This window comes from Burkholderia sp. Bp8994 (assembly GCF_003853805.1).
Taxonomy (GTDB): Bacteria; Pseudomonadota; Gammaproteobacteria; order Burkholderiales; family Burkholderiaceae; genus Burkholderia.
This window is the reverse complement of record NZ_QTQH01000034.1, coordinates 36,158-50,461: the sequence shown is the minus strand read 5'-3', so window position 1 is coordinate 50,461 and position 14,304 is coordinate 36,158. Positions and strand designations below refer to the sequence as shown.

Genomic DNA, 14,304 nt, shown 5'->3' with positions numbered 1-14,304 from the left:
GACAGGAATATGAATCACTTCATAAACCTGACTTACTTTAGTGTGAGACTCTTGATACTTTCGCTATCTGATCCGAAGATCAGCTCGCTGCCATCAAGCGCCCACACTTATCGGCTGTTAATTTTTAAAGAGCATTTCTGCGAGGACCCGGAGGTTTTCTCAGCAGCGCTGCGTTTTCAGCAGCAGAGAAGCGAGATTATGAACCGCTTTTTTTCAGTTCGTCAACAACTTTTTAACTACTTCGTTGCGACGGCTGGGGTTCAACTTCCTGCACCGCCGAGGCCGCTACGACCCGCCCGACAGCACCGCTTCCCTTCTTCTCCCGCGCTGCGTTTCCGTTAGCGCGAAAGAGGCGTGATTCTAAGCACCTGCCGGCAATCGCGCAAGGGGTTTCGTGAAAAATATAAGGCCCCGCACGCTGCCGCGTGCGGGGCCTTATATTGCGAGGCCTTATATGGATGCAGCCGAATCGTCAGCTCACGCGCACCTGGCGCGCCACGATCTCGATATAGTGATCGAGATCCGGCGTCGCCTTGCCCTCTTCCTTGGCCGCATCGTCCCAGCGGCGCAGTCGCAGCGCGTCTTCCGCGAACGGGCGCTGCAGGAATGCCGCCGTCTCCGCTTCACTGAAGATGCCGCCCTGCAGCGCGAGGCTGCGCACCGAATCCGGCGACAGGCTCTCGAAGTAGCCGGCGTCCGTGCGGCACAGGCAACGCTTCGCGTCGACGTGCAGCCGGATCGGCTCCAGAACCGCGTCCGAAAACAGCGGCCGCAGGAACGGCAGCACGTAATACTGATGCAGGTCGTCGATCCCGCGCGCGCTCGGCGTCTCGCCCTGCCGATTCAGCAAATGCCCCAGGTCATGCAGGAACGCCGCCGCGACCAGCGCCTCGTCGGCACCCGCCTCCTCCGCCAGCAAGCCGCTCTGCAACGCATGCTCCAGCTGCGTGACCGGTTCGCCGCTGTACGCGACATGGCCGTGCTCGCGATACAGTCCGTCGATCTCTTCCACCGTCAATGCCATCCGCTCACTCCCAAGGCAGCGAAAACGTCTTCAGGTTCGTGAAGCTCTTCATCGCTTCCTGAACGCCTTCCTTATAGCCGAGCCCCGAATCCTTGATCCCGCCGAACGGCGACAGCTCGATCCGGTATCCGGGCACCTCCCAGACATTCACCGTCCCGACGTTCAGCTCGTTCACGAACCGCACGACCGCGGCCGTACTGTCCGTACAGATACCCGACGACAGCCCGAACGCCGTCCCGTTGCTGATCCGGATCGCGTCGTCGATCGTGTCGAACGCGATGACGGGTGAAACGGGGCCGAAGGTCTCCTCGCGCACGAGCGTCATCGACGGATCGACGTTGTCGAGCACGGTCGGCGAATAGAGCGCACCGCGCCGCACGTTGCCGGTCAGCAGGCGCGCCCCCTGCGCGACCGCCTCGCCGACCCGGGCCTCGAACAGCCGCGCCGCGACGTCGTCGATCACCGTGCCCATTTCGTTTGCGGGATCGAACGGATCGCCGTACTTCCAGGCGCGCGTCTTCTCGACGAGCAGCTCGGTAAACGCCGGCGCGACCGAGCGCTGTACCAGGATCCGCTTGACGGCCGTGCAGCGCTGCCCCGAATTCCGGTACGAACCGAGCACGGCCAGGGATGCCGCACGTTCCAGATCGGCATCGTCGAGGACGATCAGCGGATCGTTGCCGCCCAGTTCCAGCACGATGCGCCGGTAGCCGGCCCGCGCGGCGATCGCCTTGCCGATCGACACGCCGCCCGTAAAGGTAATCAGCGATGCATGCGGATGCGTGACGAGTTCGTCCGCGATTTCGCGCGGGTCGCCGGTCAGCACCTGCAGCATCGGCTCCGGCAAACCGGCTTCATACAGCAGGTCCGCCAGATAAAACGCCGACAGCGGTACCTTCTCCGACGGCTTCACGATCACGCGGTTGTTGGTCGCGATCGCCGGCGCGATCTTGTGCGCGACCTGGTTCATCGGGTGATTGAACGGCGTGATCGCGACGATCACGCCGTCGAGCGGCTGGCGCTGCGAGAACACGCGGCGCGCCTTGCCGTGGGGCGTCAGGTCGCACGAGAAGCTCTGCGCGTCGTCGCGCAGCGCTTCGACCGACGCAAACTTCAGCACGTCGGCAACGCGACCGATCTCGTAGCGCGAATCCTGTTTCGACAATCCCGACTCGAGCGTGATCAGGTCGGACGCCTCCTCGGCACGCTCGCGCAGCAGCGCGGCCGCGCGCTCGAGGATCTGCGAACGCTCGTAGCGCGTGAGCGCGGGCCGGTATGCCATCGCGTAGTCGAACGCGGCGCGCACATCGTCGACGCTCGCCAGCGGCGCCGTACCGACGCGCGTGCCGGTGTACGGATCGGCGACGTCGAGCACACGGTCGCGCGTCGCGCGCGTGCCGCACCAGCGCAGCGTCTCGGCGCGGAACGCGGGGTGATCCTGTCGAGGGTGAGCCATCATGTCGCGACCCGATTCAGCACGAAATCGAAGACGTCGAAGTTGCGCGGACGACGTGCAGGGTCGTCCCGCTCGATCCGACGGTTGAACAGCAACGGCACCTCCTGCTCGGACACGCCGCCGTGCGAACGCAGCGGCACGGTCAACCCGGACAAGTCGTGTTCGCGCTCGCGCGTGCCGAGCGTCATGTCGCGCCGCGCGATCACGACGAGATCCCCGATCCGGTCGGCCGGCAGTTCGAAGCGCGCGGCCGCTTCCGCGTTGTCGAGTACGAGCTCGACGCCGTCGAGCCCGCCGACGCGCCACATCGCTTCGACCCGGTCGACGCCGGGCGCCAGGTAGACGGTTGCGAACGAGCCGAGCGCGCCGTGGTGCACGACGTACGGATCGGTGATCGGCAAGATCACGCGTGCGGCCCGCACACCGAACCAGCCGTCGAACGCGTCCTGAAGATAGATCACGTTCGGGCGACCCGTGGCCGGATCGTGCTTCGCGTTCATCCCGTGGTCGGCCGTGAGCCCGATCGCCCAGCCGAGCGCATCGAGCTGCGCGAGATAGCCGTCCATCATTGCGTAGAACGCGTTCGCGCCGGCACTGCCCGGCTCGCACTTGTGCTGCACGTAGTCGGTGGTCGACAGATACATCAGGTCGACCTGGCGCGTCTGCGCGAGCCGCACGCCGGCCGCGAACACGAATTCGGACAATGCCGCGCTGTACACGTCCGGCGACGGCAGGCCGACCCAGTCGAGCACGTCGACGATCCCGTTTTCCGCGAGATTCGCCTGCGCGGCCTTCTCGGCGGAAAAACAGATGCCGTTCATCTGCCAGCCGAGCAGCCGGCGCAGCTTGTCCTTCGCCGTGACGACGGCCACCCGCGCGCCGGCGTCGGACGCCGCCGCGAGCAGCGTGCCGGCCCGCAGGTAGGCCGGGTCGTTCATCATCACTTCGGCGCCGCGACCGCCGTCGGCGGCCGGATCCCAGAAGTAGTTGCCGCAGATTCCGTGGACCGACGGCGGCACGCCGCAGACGATCGACAGGTTGTTCGGGTTGGTGAAGGTCGGCACGACGCAGTCGGCGCGCCACGCGGTGCCTTGCGCGATCATCCGGCCGATGAACGGCGCGACGCCCGCTTCCACCGCACGCTCGAGATAGTCGTACTCGCAGCCGTCGACGCAAATGACGACGGTCGGTTCGACCGGTAGCCGGTGGCGTCGGCCGTTGACGTCGACGGAACGTCCCGCGAGATCCGCCGAACCCTTGCCCGCGGCCGATTGCTCGCCGGGCTGTCGCAATGCGAACGCGGCGTTCATGATGCCGCCCGCTTGCCGCGCGGCACGCGCGCGGCGATCAGCAGCAGCGCCGCGAGCGACGCGCCGAGCATCAGCAGCGACAGCGCCGAGGCGGGCAGGTAATAGCCGCGCTCAACCTGGCCGATCACGACGATCGGCACGGTCGCGAAACCCGGCGGGTAGACGGTCAGCGTCGCGCCGAGTTCGCCGAGCGACAGCGCGAAGCCGAGCGCGAGGCTCGCGCGCAGCGCCGGCACGAGCTGCGGCAGCAGCACGCGGCGCAGCACCATCGCGGGCGGTGCACCGAGGCTCGCCGCCGCTTCGCGCAGCACGGTCAGCTCCGGACGCAGCGCGGCGGCCGCGCAGCGATAGCAGAACGGCAGGATCAGCGCGAGCTGCACGAGCACGACGATCGCCGCGGAGCTCGACAGGTCGAGCGGCTTCTGGTGATACGCGATCAGCACCGCGAGCCCGAGCACGACGCTCGGCACACCGTTCGGCACCATCACGAGCGCGTCGACGACCGCGCCGAGACCGCGCCGGTCGCGCCCCTCGAGTGCAAGCGCAAGCCACAGCCCGAGGATCGTGCCGATCGCCGACACGCCGAAGCCGATTTCGAGGCTCGTCAGCAGCGCGTCGTATTCCGGCGACCCGAGCCGCTCGAACCAGCGCAGGCTGTAGCCGGCCGGCAGGATCGTGCCCGACCACTGCGTCGACACGCTCGACAGCGCGACGACGATGACCGGCAGCACGAACAGCCAGAAGCAGGCGAACGCGGCCAGCGCGAGCGCGGCGCGCGACGCATGCTTGAGCAGCGTGTCGCTCCAGCCGATCCGATGACGCGGCACGGCTTGCCCGATATGGAATTCAGCGGACATCGTTCCCTCCCGTCGCACGCCGGTTCACCCGGCGATAAACCGTATAGAGCGCCAGCGACAGCGCGAGCATCACGACCGCGCCGGCCGACGCGGTCGGCAGGTCGAGGTCGACGGTCGCGCTGCTGTAGATCGCGACCGGCAGCGTGACGAGCCGCGCGCTGCCGAGCACGAGCAGGATCCCGAACTCGTTCAGCGTCAGCAGGAAACACAGCACCGTGCCGGCGGCGATGCCCGGCCACGCGATCGGCAGCACGACGCGGCGCGCGAGCATCCAGCCGGACGCGCCAAGGCTGCGCGCCGCTTCGATCAGGCGCAGGTCGAGCGTCGCGAACGACGCGAGCGTCGGCCGCACGACGAACGGCGTATAGAACACGGTCTGCGCGAGGATCACGCCGCCGATGCCGAACAGGAAGTCGAGCGGCGGGTTCTCGAGATGGAACAGGTGCTGCAGCGCGATGCTGATCGAGCCTTGCGAGCCGTACAGGAAGATCAAGGTGAACGCGACGAGGAACGACGGGAACGCGACGTACAGTTCCAGGAAGCGCGTGACGAGCGACGCGCCCGGGAACGGCTTGAAGAACAGCAGCGCGGCCAGCAGCACGCCGAGCACCGATGCGGTGCCGGCGCTCGCGAACAGCACGCCGACCGTCGTCAGCAGCACGTTGCGCGTATCGGGGTTGCCGAAGAAGGTCCGGTATGCGGCGAAGCTCAGCCCGTGATCGCCGGACACGCTCAGCAGCACGAGCCGCACCAGCGGATAGACGACGAGCGGGCCGAGCACGACGATCGCGAGCGCGGCGAGGTGCAGGTCGCCCATGCGCTTGCGGCGCCGCGCGGCGGCGGCATGCGCGGCGGCCGACGCGAGCACGTGCGGCGGCAGGCCGGCTTCAGGGCTCGATAAGGACGACATCGTCTGCCTCGCAATGCAGGGACACGCGCGCACCGCGCTCGGGAGCCGCGCCGCGGCCGCGTTGCATCGTCACGCGCACGGGTTCGTCGGGCGCCGCGTCGATCATGACCGCGATCGACAGGTCCGCGCCCTGCCATTCGACCGACGACACCGTGCCGTGCAGGCCGCCCGCCGCGAGCGGCATCACGGTCAGCCGCTCGGGGCGCACGCACGCGACCTTGCCGCGCACGTCGTGACGCGGGTCGCCGAGCGGGAAGATCACGTGCGGCGGCAGCAGGTTGGCCAGGCCGAGATAACGCGCGACGTAGCCGTCCCGCGGCGCGTCGTACAGCTGCTGCGGCGTGCCGAGCTGCGCGATGCGGCCGTCGCGCATCAGCAGCGCGCGGTCGGACAGCACGAGCGCGTCGTCGCGGTCGTGCGTCACGCAGACGACGGTCAGGTTCGGCAGGCGCTCGTGCAGCGCCTTCAGTTCGCTGCGCACCGATGCGCGCAGATTGGCGTCGAGCGCCGACAGCGGCTCGTCGAGCAGCAGCACGTCCGGCTCGATCACGAGCGCGCGCGCCAGCGCGACGCGCTGCTGCATCCCGCCGGACAGTTGCGCGGGCAGATGGTGGCCCGCGTCGCCGAGTTGCACGAGCTTCAGCGCGTCGGCGACGCGGCGCGTCACCTCCGGCGACGCCATGCCGCGTGCGCGCAGCCCGAATGCGACGTTCTCGAACACCGACAGGTGCGGGAACAGCGCGTAATTCTGGAACAGCAGACCGAGGTTGCGCTTGTGCGGCGGCGCATGGGTCAGGTCGCGTCCGGCCACGGTCAGCGTGCCGGTCAGGCCGTCGGCCTTCACGAACCCGGCGATGAAGCGCAGCAGCGTGGTCTTGCCGCAGCCGCTCTTGCCGAGCACGGTCAGAAATTCACCGGCGCCGATCGACAGCGACAGATCTTCCAGCACCGTGCGTGCGCCGTAGCGCACGCTCAGGTGCTCGATCTGCACGCCGCCCGGCGCGCCGGACCGCAGCGTTGCTTGCGGTTCGGCGGCGCCGAATGCGCCGGGATGGGTCAGGGTGGTTTCCACCGGGTTCATCCTCTTGCTCACTAATACAGGCAGCGTGCGCCGATCACTTCGGCTTGACGACGTCGAGCTGCTTGCCCGAGCTGCCGATCACGTCCTTCTTCCAGCGCTCGATCCACACCGGCTTCTTCGCCATCACCTGGGTCCAGTCGACCGGGATCAGCTTCACGCCCGCGATCGCCTTCTTGACCGCCTCGCCGTTCTTGCCGGCCAGCGGCACGTCCGTGCGGCCCGGGATGCCGTACATGTCCGGCACCTTCGACTGCACGTCGGTCGACATCAGGTAGTCGATCAGCTTCTTGCCGGCGTCCTGATTCGGGCCGCTCTTGATCAGGCCGATGCCGTACGGCAGCTGGAACGTGGTCGGCTGGTCGCCGTCCTTCGCGGCCAGGAAGATCGGCTTGACGGACAGCGCGCCGTGCTCGGCGTCGTCGAGGTCCATCTGCAGGTCGCCGTTCGCGACGCTGATCTCGTTACGCGACAGCAGCACATTCAGGTAGCCGGTGCCCTTCGTGTGGAACTTCACGCTCTGCGACAGCTTCGCGAGGTAGTCGAACGCCTTGTCCTCGCCCATCAGCGACGTCGTCAGGATCAGCACGGCCATCCCGTCGCCGGCGGTCGCCGGGTTCGAGTACGCGACCTTGCCCGCGTAGGCCGGCGACAGCAGGTCGGCGAACGTCTTCGGCTGGTTCTTCACGACGTCCGGGTTGATCGCGAACGAGAAGTAGTTGTTCACGAACGTCGCCCAGGTGCCGTCTTCCGCCTTCGCGATCGCCGGCACGTTCTTGTAGTTCACGCTCTGGTACGGCTGCAGCAGGCCCATCTGGCCGGCTTGCTGGATGAACGGCGGCAGCGTGACGATCACGTCCGCCTTCGGCGAATTCTTTTCGATGTTCGCGCGGTTGACAACCTCGCCGCTGCCCGCCGTCACGATGTTGACCTTGACGCCTTCTTTCTTCTCGAACGCCGGCAGCACATCGCGATAGAGGTTCTCGAGACCGTCCGCCGTATACAGCACGACCGCGTTCGCCGCGTGCGCGGGCATCGCGGCACCTTGCAGCAGACCGGCGGCGCAGGCGGCCAGCGCGAGCTTGCGGAACGCGCCGGCAGCGGCGCGCGAGGAATTCTGCAGTGTCATCTCACTTCTCCGTAGGCGGAACACCAAACGGCCGGGGCACGATCCGGCTCCTTTCAGTCGGACAGACCGACAACCGGCCCGTCTCGCTGCCGCGCTGCAGGTGGTCTCGCGCGGCAACCGAAGGATCACAGCGTTCGATGACAACGCCGTGACGTGTGCCACAATTTCCAAAAAATGACACATTTTGCCAATATCATGCAAGTCATTCAGAAATGCCGCCCTGGCGTTTCATCCGACCTTTGCTGGAGAAAAATCATGTCGGACCCGATTCTGCTCACGCCCGGCCCGCTCACCACGTCCGCCACAACACGCCACGCAATGCAACACGACTGGGGCTCGTGGGACGCCGCTTTCAATCAACTGACGGCGAGCGTCTGCGCGGATCTCGTCACGATCGCGCGCGGCGGCGACGCATACGTGTGCGTGCCGATGCAAGGCAGCGGCACGTTTTCGGTCGAAGCCGCGCTCGGCACGCTGGTGCCGCGCGACGGCGTCGTGCTGGTGCCGGACAACGGCGCGTATTGCGCGCGCATCCTGAAGATCCTCGGCCGGCTCGGCATCGAGTCGATCGCGCTGCCGTTCGGCGAGAACGCGGCGGTCGACCCCGGCGCGGTCGAAGCCGCGTTCGCGCGCGAGCCGCGCATCACGCACGTCGCGCTGGTGCACCTGGAAACAAGTGCCGGCATCCTGAATCCGCTCGACGCGATCGCGGCCGTGTGCCGGCGGCACGGCAAGCGGCTGATCGTCGATGCGATGAGTTCGTTCGGCGCGCTGCCGATCACCCTGGCGGACAGCGGGATCGACGCGCTGATCTCGGCGAGCGGCAAATGCCTGGAAGGCGTGCCGGGGATGGGGTTCGCGATCGTGCGGAGCGCTGCGCTCGACGCGTGCGAAGGCAACTCGCGGTCGCTCGCGCTCGACCTCCACGATCAGTACGCGTACCTGTGCAAGACGGGCCAGTGGCGCTTCACGCCGCCGACCCACGTGATCGCCGCGCTACGCGCCGCGCTCGACCAATACCTGGCCGAAGGCGGCCAGCCCGCGCGCGGTGCGCGCTATGCGGAAAACTGCCGGACGCTGGTCGAATCGATGCGCGCGCTCGGCTTCACGCCGTTCCTCGACGCCGGTGTGCAGGCGCCGGTGATCGTCACGTTCCATGCGCCCGACCATCCGGCCTACGATTTCCGCCGCTTCTACGACGCGGTGCGCGACGCGGGCTTCATCCTGTATCCGGGCAAGCTGACGCAACTCGAGACGTTCCGCGTCGGCTGCATCGGCGCGATCGATGCCGGCGACATCCGGCGGGCGGTCGCGGCGATCGCACAGGCGGTCGAATCGCTCGGGATCACGATGCGGCACGCGTGAGCGCGGCGGCCTGAACCGCTTCGCAGTCGCGAGCGGATACAAAAAAGCCCGGCGACCCACAGGTCGCCGGGCGAACGCACCGAGAGTGCGTGGAGCCGGTGCTTACAGTTCGATCCGCTTGATGTCGCCGACGACGAAGATGTACGACAGCGCACCGATCAACGCGATCACGCCGATGAACACCAGCGCACCGACGAACGAGCCGGTCGATGCGACGATGAAGCCGACGACGAGCGGCGTAATGATGCCGGCCAGGTTCGCCGCGAAGTTGAAGATGCCGCCGGTCACGCCGAGCAGGCCGTCCGGCGCGATGTCGGACACGAGCGTCCAGCCGAGCGCGGCCATCCCCTGCGCGAAGAACGCGACCGACATGATCGCGATCACGGCTTCGTTGCTTTGCACGTAGTTCGCGAGAATGATCGTCGACGCGAGCAGCAGGCCGGCGATGATCGGCAGCTTGCGTGCGAGGTTCGCGGACTTGCCGCGGCGCAGCAACCAGTCGGAGAAGATCCCGCCGAACATCACGCCGACCGACGCGGCGATGAACGGCATGATCGCGAAGAAGCCGATCTTCAGCCAACCCATGTGGCGCTCGGTCGCGAGATAGGTCGGGAACCAGGTCAGGAAGAACACGAGCGTCGAGTTGCCGGCGAACTGGCCGAGGCAGATCCCCGCGAGCTGGCGCTTCTTCAGCAGCTGGCCGGCCATCGCCCAGCTGAACTTGGCCTGGGCGGGCTTGCCGCCCTTGTCGCCGTCCTTGCGCGCGCCGTGCACGAGACCGCCGCCCGCTTCGATGTACGCGAGTTCTTCCGAATTCGCGGCCGGATGGTTGCGCGGCTCGTGATAGAACTTCCACCAGACCAGGCCGAACACGATGCCGACCCCACCGACGACCCAGAACAGCGAACGCCAGCCGAACGCACCCATCAGCGCGAACAGCACGGGGCTGAAGAACGCGAGACCGATGTACTCGCCGACGGTGTAGGTGCCGGTCGCCATCGCACGTTCATTCTGCGGGAACCACGTCGCGACGACGCGGCTGTTGGTCGGGAAACACGGCGCTTCCGTCACGCCGAGGCCGAGCCGGCATGCGAGCAGCGTCCCGACGCCGGGCACGAAGCCCTGCAGGAGCGTGCACAGCGACCACAACGTCATCGACCAGTAATAGGTGATCTTGCTGCCGAAGCGGTCGAGGAACAGGCCGCCGGGCACCTGCATCGCGACGTACGTCCACGAGAACGCAGAGAACATGATGCCCATCACGGCCGCGTTGATGCCGAGCTCCTTGGTGAGCTGCGGCGCAGCCACCCCCAGCACGGTACGGTCGAGATAGTTGATCATCGTGCCGATCGCGAGCAGCGCGAGGATCTTGTAGCGCGCCGAGGTCCGCCGGACCGTACCGGCCGCCGCGGGCGCGGCGTTCGTGTGGGTGGTGTGCTGCATGGTTGTCTCCTGGTCTATTTTTCAGCTGGTCGCTAGAAGGGTCAGCGTGCGACGAGCGACTGAAAGTGTTCGAACATCCGCTCGTCGTCCGGCGTTCGTCCGGTGAAGATCTCGAACGCATCGACGGCCTGGTACACGGCCATCCCGCCGCCCGGCAGCGTCGCGCAGCCGGCCGCGCGCGCGGCGCGGATCAGTTCGGTTTCGAGCGGGAAATACACGATGTCGGCGACCCACATGCCCGCGCGGAGCAGCTCGGCCGGCAGCGGCAGGCCCGGATGCTTGGCCATGCCGGTCGGCGTGCAATGGATCAGGCCGGTCGCGGCCTGCATCGCGGCCGCGAGATCGCTGCCCGGCGTGACCCGGGCGGCCGGGAAGCGCTGCTGCAGTTCACCCGCGAGCGCGGTGGCGCGCGTGCCGTCGACGTCGAAGATCGTCATGTCGGCGGCACCCATCTGCAGCGCCGCATGCGCGACGGCCGCACCCGCGCCGCCCGCGCCGAGCTGCACGACACGTTCGAGCGACGCATCGGGCAGCCCGCGGCGGAACGACTTCGCGAAACCCGACCAGTCGGTGTTGTGGCCGATCCGCTTGCCGTCCTTGAACAGCACGGTGTTGACCGCGCCGAGTGCGCGCGCGTCGTCCGACAGTGCGTCGAGGTGCTCGATCACGCGCTGCTTGCAAGGATGCGTGATGTTGAGCCCGTTGTAGCCCATCCGCTGCGCGGCATCGAGCAGTTCCGGCAGCGCGTCGGCGCTCACGCCGAGCACGTCCAGATCGATGCGCCGGTACACGTAGCCGAATCCCTGGCGGAAGCCTTCTTCCTCGTGCATCGCGGGCGACAGCGAACCGCCGATGCCCTGGCCGATCAGGCCGATCAGAAAAGACGGGCGGCTCATCGTGCGGCTCCTTGGGCAAAAATGGTCGACAGGCGCTGCAGCGCGAATACGTAGCCTTCGGTGCCGCAGCCGCAGATCACGGCTTCGGCCACCGCCGACACATAAGAGTGGTGACGGAATGCCTCGCGGCGATGCACGTTCGAGATATGCACCTCGATCACGGGTTTCGCGATCGCGGACAGCGCGTCGGCCAGCGCGACCGACGTGTGCGTGTAGGCGGCCGGATTGATCACGATGCCGTGCGTGTCGTGACGCGCGGCATGCAGCCAGTCGATCAGCTGGTGCTCGGCGTTCGACTGGCGGAAATCGATCTCCAGCCCGAGCCCGTCGGCCGCCGTGCGGCAACGCTGCTCGAGGTCGGCGAGGGTTTCCGCGCCGTAGATATGGGGCTCGCGGGTCCCCAGCAGATTCAGGTTCGGGCCGTTCAGCACCAGCACCTTGTGCTTGCTCATGGTGTTTCTGCTCCTAAAACAGGGGCGAATCGCTAGTCGACTTCGCCCTCTGACGTCAAGATTTGGCGCTAGTGTGCGCTTGCGCAAGCGCAATGTCTTTTCGGGTTTTCGCTAATTTGTACCACCTAGTTAGTTTGTATAATTTCACTCACTCCCCTAGTAAATTCGGGATATGGCGCTCACCGGTAATTCAACGACTGGTTCATTCCGGCCCGATCCGGCCGACGCCACACCCCGCTCATCCGCAGGATTCGCCCATGCAGCGCTCGATCGCCACCGTGTCACTGTCCGGCACGCTCGCCGAGAAGCTCGCCGCCATCCAGGCCGCCGGCTTCGACGGTGTCGAAATCTTCGAGAACGACCTCGTCTACTTCGACGGATCGCCCGCCGACGTGCGGCGCATGGCCGCCGATCTCGGCCTCGACATCGTGCTGTTCCAGCCGTTTCGCGACTTCGAGGGCGTGAGCCCGGCCCAGCTCGCCCGCAATCTCGACCGCATCCGCCGCAAGTTCGACGTGATGCACGCGCTCGGCACCGACCGCATCCTGGTGTGCAGCAGCGTGTCGCCCGACACGATCGCGGACGACGCGCTGCTGGTCGACCAGCTCGGCGCGCTCGCCGAAGCCGCGCGGCAGGCGGGCGTGGTCGCCGCGTACGAGGCGCTCGCGTGGGGCCGCGTCGTGAACCGGTACGGCCATGCGTGGCAGCTCGTGAACGCGGTGAACAACCCGCACCTCGGCCTCGCGCTCGACAGCTTCCATACGCTATCGCTCGACGATTCGCCGGACGCGATCGCCGACATCCCGGGCGACCGGATCGCGTTCGTGCAGATCGCCGATGCGCCGAAGCTCGCGATGGACGTGCTCGAATGGAGCCGTCACTACCGCTCGTTCCCCGGCCAGGGCGACTTCGACCTCGCGCGCTTCACCGCCCGCGTGATCGAGTCCGGTTACAAGGGGCCGCTGTCGCTCGAGATCTTCAACGACGGCTTCCGCGCCGCGCCGACCGCGATCACGGCCGCCGACGGCCACCGCTCGCTGCTCTATCTGGAAGAACTGACGCGCGCGCGACTCGCGCAGGACGGCCGCGCGCCGGCCGCCGACCAGCCGCTGTTCGCGCCGCCGGCACCGCCCGCGCACGTCGGGTTCCAGTTCATCGAATTCGCGGTCGACGCGCAGGCGGCGGCCACCGTCGGCGAATGGCTCGGCCGGATGCGGTTCCGGCTCGCAGGCCGTCATCGGTCGAAGGACGTGACGCTGTTCCAGCACGGTGCCGCGTCGATCGTGCTGAACGCCGAGCGCGACTCGTTCGCCGACGCGTTCTTCCAGCAGCACGGGTTGTCGCTGTGTGCGTCGGCGTTCCGCGTCGACGATGCGAAAGTGGCATTCGAGCGCGCGGCCGGCTTCGGCTACGCGCCGTTTTCCGGGCGCGTCGGCCCGAACGAGCGCGTGCTGCCGGGCGTGCAGGCGCCGGACGGCAGCCTCGAATACTTCGTCGACGAGACGCCGAACGCACCGACGCTGTATGAATCGGATTTCGTGCTGACCGACATCGACGGCCCGAGCGAGGTCGGCCCGCTGACGGGCATCGACCACGTCTGCCTCGCGCTGCCGGCCGACGCGCTCGACACGTGGATCCTGTTCTTCAAGACCGCCTTCGGCTTCGAGGCCGAGCGCAGCTGGCTCGTGCCCGATCCGTACGGCCTGATGCGCAGCCGCGCGGTGCGCAGCACGGACGGTTCGGTGCGCATCGCGCTGAATGCGTCGGTCGACCGTCATACGGCCGTCGCCGAATCGCTCGACCGCTATCACGGCACAGGGCTGAACCACGTCGCGTTCCGGACCGACGACATCGTGAAGACGGTCGCCGCGTTCGCGGCCGACGGCGTGCCGTTCCTGCGGATCCCGCCGAACTACTACGACGATCTGGCCGCGCGCTACGCGTTGCCGGACGAGCTGATCGACACGCTGAGCGCCCACCACCTGCTGTACGACCGCGACGAAAACGGCGGTGAATTCCTGCACGCGTATACCGAGCTGGTCGATAACCGCTTCTCGCTCGAAATCGTCGAGCGGCGCGGCGGCTACGACGGCTACGGCGCGGCCAACGCGGCTGTGCGGCTCGCCGCGCAGGCCCAGCGCAGGAAATAAGGGAGCAGGCAATTTCGTCCAGGGGTCGAATCGAATGAGAAAAACACGACGACCCTGCGACGCGCGCCGCGCGACCGCACCATCGTGGTGAATCCCGCCGCGGCGCCCGCCCGGCAAGGCCGGCCGCCGGCGGCCGGAAACGGCCGCCCGGCGGGCGTTACATCCGGTAACGCACACCGCACCGCAACATCCGCGCGACCCCGGCGGTTTTAAGAATCGCTTAAGTCTCCGACG

13 protein-coding genes are annotated in these 14,304 nt (G+C 67.4%); 3 read left to right on the top strand and 10 right to left on the bottom strand.

Translation table 11 applies throughout. The features are described 5' to 3' along the window. The coding region (locus DIE04_RS29980; RefSeq protein WP_221621963.1) for a hypothetical protein at positions 1–342 on the top strand (342 nt) is incomplete at its 5' end. 130 nt (positions 343–472) lie between these two features. Here the strand turns inward: DIE04_RS29980 and DIE04_RS28450 are convergent. From DIE04_RS28450 to phnS, 7 genes are read right to left on the bottom strand one after another with little or no spacing between them, the layout of a single operon-like run. Further along, positions 473–1,024, bottom strand: a complete 552-nt coding sequence (locus tag DIE04_RS28450; RefSeq protein WP_124489365.1) for a phosphonate degradation HD-domain oxygenase — start codon at positions 1,022–1,024, stop codon at positions 473–475. Between the two features lie 4 nt (positions 1,025–1,028). Then, entirely contained in the window at positions 1,029–2,483 is a 1,455-nt protein-coding gene (phnY, locus tag DIE04_RS28445) for a phosphonoacetaldehyde dehydrogenase (protein WP_044845721.1), read from the bottom strand. Beyond that, a complete protein-coding gene (phnA, locus tag DIE04_RS28440) occupies positions 2,480–3,790 on the bottom strand; it encodes a phosphonoacetate hydrolase (protein ID WP_124489364.1) in 1,311 nt (436 codons plus the stop codon). The genes phnY and phnA overlap by 4 nt, the downstream gene beginning before the upstream one ends. Beyond that, the gene (gene phnV, locus DIE04_RS28435; protein WP_044845723.1) at positions 3,787–4,647 is read right to left on the bottom strand and encodes a 2-aminoethylphosphonate ABC transport system, membrane component PhnV; all 861 of its coding nucleotides are present in this window, start codon (positions 4,645–4,647) and stop codon (positions 3,787–3,789) included. The genes phnA and phnV overlap by 4 nt, the downstream gene beginning before the upstream one ends. After that, positions 4,637–5,557, bottom strand: coding sequence for a 2-aminoethylphosphonate ABC transporter permease subunit (locus DIE04_RS28430; RefSeq protein ID WP_124489363.1), 921 nt, complete (start codon positions 5,555–5,557; stop codon positions 4,637–4,639). Before DIE04_RS28430 ends, phnV begins: the two co-directional genes overlap by 11 nt. Further along, positions 5,535–6,638, bottom strand: coding sequence for a 2-aminoethylphosphonate ABC transport system ATP-binding subunit PhnT (phnT, locus tag DIE04_RS28425; protein ID WP_124489362.1), 1,104 nt, complete (start codon positions 6,636–6,638; stop codon positions 5,535–5,537). Before phnT ends, DIE04_RS28430 begins: the two co-directional genes overlap by 23 nt. A 34-nt stretch (positions 6,639–6,672) precedes the next feature. Continuing rightward, positions 6,673–7,764 (bottom strand): 2-aminoethylphosphonate ABC transporter substrate-binding protein, encoded by a 1,092-nt coding sequence (gene phnS / locus DIE04_RS28420; protein WP_044845726.1) that lies wholly within the window; start codon positions 7,762–7,764, stop codon positions 6,673–6,675. Between the two features lie 255 nt (positions 7,765–8,019). Here phnS and DIE04_RS28410 point away from each other — a divergent pair, with 255 nt between their 5' ends. Beyond that, positions 8,020–9,129, top strand: a complete 1,110-nt coding sequence (locus tag DIE04_RS28410; RefSeq protein WP_124489360.1) for a 2-aminoethylphosphonate--pyruvate transaminase — start codon at positions 8,020–8,022, stop codon at positions 9,127–9,129. A 102-nt stretch (positions 9,130–9,231) separates the two neighbouring features. On the opposite strand, the gene DIE04_RS28405 is transcribed toward DIE04_RS28410, so the two are convergent. From DIE04_RS28405 to aroQ, 3 genes are read right to left on the bottom strand one after another with little or no spacing between them, the layout of a single operon-like run. After that, positions 9,232–10,572, bottom strand: a complete 1,341-nt coding sequence (locus tag DIE04_RS28405) for an MFS transporter (RefSeq protein WP_124489359.1) — start codon at positions 10,570–10,572, stop codon at positions 9,232–9,234. 41 nt (positions 10,573–10,613) lie between these two features. Continuing rightward, positions 10,614–11,468 (bottom strand): shikimate dehydrogenase, encoded by an 855-nt coding sequence (locus tag DIE04_RS28400; RefSeq protein WP_124573307.1) that lies wholly within the window; start codon positions 11,466–11,468, stop codon positions 10,614–10,616. Continuing rightward, positions 11,465–11,920: a type II 3-dehydroquinate dehydratase gene (gene aroQ, locus DIE04_RS28395; RefSeq protein ID WP_044845730.1), complete on the bottom strand. Its 456-nt coding sequence runs from the start codon at positions 11,918–11,920 to the stop codon at positions 11,465–11,467. The genes DIE04_RS28400 and aroQ overlap by 4 nt, the downstream gene beginning before the upstream one ends. Before the next feature lie 257 nt (positions 11,921–12,177). Here aroQ and DIE04_RS28390 point away from each other — a divergent pair, with 257 nt between their 5' ends. After that, complete coding sequence (locus DIE04_RS28390; RefSeq protein ID WP_124489357.1) at positions 12,178–14,070, top strand: bifunctional sugar phosphate isomerase/epimerase/4-hydroxyphenylpyruvate dioxygenase family protein; 1,893 nt, start codon at positions 12,178–12,180, stop codon at positions 14,068–14,070. The last annotated feature ends 234 nt before the right edge of the window (positions 14,071–14,304 follow it).

Bases quoted from the DNA above. Each gene is read 5' to 3' on its own strand.
- DIE04_RS28450 (WP_124489365.1), bottom strand. From the start codon at position 1,024: ATGGCATTGACGGTGGAAGAGATCGACGGACTGTATCGCGAGCACGGC.
- phnY (WP_044845721.1), bottom strand. From the start codon at position 2,483: ATGATGGCTCACCCTCGACAGGATCACCCCGCGTTCCGCGCCGAGACG.
- phnA (WP_124489364.1), bottom strand. From the start codon at position 3,790: ATGAACGCCGCGTTCGCATTGCGACAGCCCGGCGAGCAATCGGCCGCG.
- phnV (WP_044845723.1), bottom strand. From the start codon at position 4,647: ATGTCCGCTGAATTCCATATCGGGCAAGCCGTGCCGCGTCATCGGATC.
- DIE04_RS28430 (WP_124489363.1), bottom strand. From the start codon at position 5,557: ATGTCGTCCTTATCGAGCCCTGAAGCCGGCCTGCCGCCGCACGTGCTC.
- phnT (WP_124489362.1), bottom strand. From the start codon at position 6,638: ATGAACCCGGTGGAAACCACCCTGACCCATCCCGGCGCATTCGGCGCC.
- phnS (WP_044845726.1), bottom strand. From the start codon at position 7,764: ATGACACTGCAGAATTCCTCGCGCGCCGCTGCCGGCGCGTTCCGCAAG.
- DIE04_RS28410 (WP_124489360.1), top strand. From the start codon at position 8,020: ATGTCGGACCCGATTCTGCTCACGCCCGGCCCGCTCACCACGTCCGCC.
- DIE04_RS28405 (WP_124489359.1), bottom strand. From the start codon at position 10,572: ATGCAGCACACCACCCACACGAACGCCGCGCCCGCGGCGGCCGGTACG.
- DIE04_RS28400 (WP_124573307.1), bottom strand. From the start codon at position 11,468: ATGAGCCGCCCGTCTTTTCTGATCGGCCTGATCGGCCAGGGCATCGGC.
- aroQ (WP_044845730.1), bottom strand. From the start codon at position 11,920: ATGAGCAAGCACAAGGTGCTGGTGCTGAACGGCCCGAACCTGAATCTG.
- DIE04_RS28390 (WP_124489357.1), top strand. From the start codon at position 12,178: ATGCAGCGCTCGATCGCCACCGTGTCACTGTCCGGCACGCTCGCCGAG.